General features: G+C 54.3%; 1 protein-coding gene. It reads right to left on the bottom strand.

Translation table 11 applies throughout. The features are described 5' to 3' along the window. The coding region (locus QP119_RS11730) for a peptidoglycan recognition protein family protein (protein ID WP_284776351.1) at window positions 1-232 on the bottom strand (232 nt) is incomplete at both ends.

Raw genomic sequence — 232 nt, forward strand, 5'->3', positions numbered from 1 at the left:
CTGATTGATCTGTGCCTGAACCTTCCGGCGGACATCATTCATGTCCACATTTCCTGGGTCCCACTTGCCCATATCGGAATACTCTTTGTGGCCGACGACAGACTGATTAGCGGTGCGCCCCAGCTTCTTACTGATAGCCGCCATCGCAATGATCATGTTCTCGCGCTGCTTATCGGTAATGGCCTTGCCGTCGTACTGCACCTCGAAACCAATCGTGTGCCAGTTCGCCGTG

The sequence above is a fragment of the Corynebacterium frankenforstense genome, assembly GCF_030211955.1.
GTDB lineage: Bacteria > Actinomycetota > Actinomycetes > Mycobacteriales > Mycobacteriaceae > Corynebacterium > Corynebacterium frankenforstense_A.